Source organism: Xanthomonas campestris pv. asclepiadis (assembly GCF_020784175.1).
Classification (GTDB): Bacteria; Pseudomonadota; Gammaproteobacteria; order Xanthomonadales; family Xanthomonadaceae; genus Xanthomonas; species Xanthomonas campestris_D.
In genome coordinates this window covers 1-2,628 of the sequence record NZ_JAJGQM010000090.1, presented here as the reverse complement: position 1 = coordinate 2,628, position 2,628 = coordinate 1, and the positions used below count along the sequence as shown (strand labels likewise).

The 2,628-nt window shown below is 60.2% G+C and carries 4 protein-coding genes; all 4 read right to left on the bottom strand.

Annotated elements, in window-relative coordinates:
- On the bottom strand, window positions 1–558 hold the full coding sequence (locus tag LL972_RS21440) for a hypothetical protein (protein ID WP_228329310.1): 558 nt from the start codon (window positions 556–558) through the stop codon (window positions 1–3).
- A gap of 125 nt (window positions 559–683) precedes the next feature.
- Entirely contained in the window at window positions 684–1,418 is a 735-nt protein-coding gene (locus tag LL972_RS21435) for an RNA polymerase sigma factor (RefSeq protein ID WP_228329308.1), read from the bottom strand.
- 55 nt (window positions 1,419–1,473) lie between these two features.
- Entirely contained in the window at window positions 1,474–1,827 is a 354-nt protein-coding gene (locus tag LL972_RS21430) for a SymE family type I addiction module toxin (protein WP_228329307.1), read from the bottom strand.
- Between the two features lie 366 nt (window positions 1,828–2,193).
- Window positions 2,194–2,586, bottom strand: a complete 393-nt coding sequence (locus LL972_RS21425) for a YybH family protein (RefSeq protein ID WP_228329309.1) — start codon at window positions 2,584–2,586, stop codon at window positions 2,194–2,196.
- Between the last annotated feature and the right edge of the window lie 42 nt (window positions 2,587–2,628).

Here is a 2,628-nt window from a genome sequence, read left to right as displayed (position 1 = left end):
TCAGGTGGGGCCATTGTCCAACCGCAGCGTCGCAGATCCTGCAACTACCGGCTGAGGAATGGGGCTAATCAAGAAACTTTTTGAATCAATACGACCCTCGAATTCCGCCGAATATGGCGTCCATTCGGTTGCTGGCTTCAGCGAAACCTTGCCACATTCGTTAAATTGAGTGTAGAAGGACTCAATACCTGCAACCATCTCGACCTCAGTTGCGTAAGAGCTACCTAGTGCAGAGTAACTCCATTCGGGATCGGAAGGTTGATCGTTACCAAGCCAGTATGTGAGCGTAACTGTCTGGTCTTCGTTTGTTTTTGTTTCTTTCACGTGCGTAGCCAAACGATACGCATACTGTGCATCGCTGGGACCAGCGATTTGCGCCATGGCCTCAATTGCACGATGTTGATTGTCGAAAGCGCCAACGGTTGTGGTCGGAATTTCTGGGTGCTTGGCAACAACCGTCCATTCTTGCTTGACCTCCTGCGCGCAGACTCCGCAGACAGTGCTTAGCAACAATGTGCAAGCATAACGACGCAGCCGCAGGGGCTTCAGAACTTCCATGTCCTATTCTTTCAAATTTTGGCAGCTGGCGATGCTGCAGACGACATCAAGATGCCGCAGCTAGAAATCGTCGTTATCATCTCCCGCAGAAATTGTCTTCGTCAAGCCTTATTGATCGGCTTCAACTACAAAGCATTCCTGCATGCGGCCAGTGCGCGGCTGATGTGCTTTTCCACCATCTTGATCGAGATGCCCATGGCTGCGGCCACTTGCGGGTAGGTGAGGCCGTCGATGCGGTTGAGGATGAAGGCCTGGCGGCATCTGGGCGGCAGCGCGGGTAGCGTGTGGGTGCGCAGGTGCTGCAGGATGCGGCGGGCGTCGGCGATCTGGTCGACGTGGGCGCCGTCTGCGGCCAATGGTGCGATCAGGTCCAGTGCGACGTGGGCGTTGGCGTGGCGGCGGTGGCGCGTGCGCCAATGCTCCAGCACCACGTTGTGGGCGATGCGGTACATCAGCAGCGCGTAGTCGCCGATGTCAGGCGCGTCGCGGTAGGCCAGCAGGCGGAGCAGCGTTTCCTGGGTGAGGTCGTCGGCGGTGGCGCGGTCACGCAGGCGCCGGCGCATGTAGGCGAGCAGGTCGGCATGCAACAGGCCGATAGCCTGGTCGAAACGCGCCCTGCCCGCTGCCGGCTCCTCACGTACGCGCCAACGCGTGGTGTGGCGTACGCGGGTGTAGCCGCGCATAACTGCGGCGCGCGGGTGCGCGACGTACGGCGTGCGTGGAGTGGCGGTTGTGCCTGAGCCGCTGCGCCGATGCCAGGCGGTGCAGGTGTTGGTCGCGCGTTCGACCGGCAGCGGCATCCATGTGCTGCCGAAGCGCGGGAATGTGCCAAGGGTGCCGGCCAGGGTGTCATTCACCATGCGGGTTCTCCAACTGCGGGGTGCACGCGCCGTGCGCGGGGTTGCGGCGGGTTGGTCACTCTGCAGGTGCCACGGTGACGACCAGCTCGCCGTTGCGCATGCGGATGTTGAGTTTGCTGCCGATGGTGAAGCCCAGTTGTTCCAGCCAGCGGCCGCGTAGGCGTAGCGTGGGGATGCGTTGGTGGCTGTCGGGGTAGTAGCCGTAGCCGACGGTGCAGTGTTGCGGGGCACGTGGGTGGCCTGGGCGCCGCGGCTTGCTGGGATCGGGGCGAGGCTCGGGGATGAAGGGGCGGTCGAGGTAAGGCCGCGGCGTGATCGTTGGGTCGAGCGAGCGCCAGACGACCTCGGTGGGCGGCGGCACCTTGGCGCGCTTGCGCGCGGGCTTGGGACTGGACGTGGATCGACGCATGGCAAAGCCCTCCTTGACGAACAGGCCCCGCCGCCGGATGGCGACGGGATGTCGGGAGGTTAGAAACCGCTAAGAGTCGGCGGGCGTATTTCCCCGAGGGGTGTTGTATTAGCCGCCCTCCCGACGCAGGCATCGCGTCGGTTGCACCCGCAAGACGCTGCAGGCACAAAAAACCCACCGGTTTGACGGAGGTGGGTACCGCTCTTAGAGGAGTTTCTACGCTCCTTGTGGTAGAGATTGCTGCGGGTCTGTTGGGATGTCAACTGCTTCGAGCTACAAAGTGATGGTGATTTTTTTTTGAGTGCGGCCACTACGAAGAACATGTAGATCGCCCCCCTTCTTGCTAGCTTCGTACCATGCAGCGGACTACCGTTTGGCCGAAGCATTGAGATTGTCCATGTCCGAGAAGATCAACCACCGCTTGCCGGAATCCCGATGCAGCGTGAGAGTGAACTTTCCTATATCACCAGGTGCATCTCCGTAGCCGTACGCACCGATGATGTAGGCGACATTACCTTCTGCGGAAAACCCGAGTGAGCGCAAACGTAGCGGGCCTCCGCTGCTACCTTCATAGGCCGCTTGAATAGCTGTCCTGCCCCGGATTGGGGGATGATCGCTTTGTAGCAAAAAACCATCTTCTGCAAACAACGCAGCAAGAGCGTTTGCATCGCCTTTACGCCATGCGCTCTCATAGTCGCGAAGTACTCGATCAAATTCTTGGGGTAACACGGTAATCCCCCCACTTCTAGCGGTCGCCAGAAGTGGAGCTAAGTGGCCATCGCCAACTTCATGGCAGGCGTG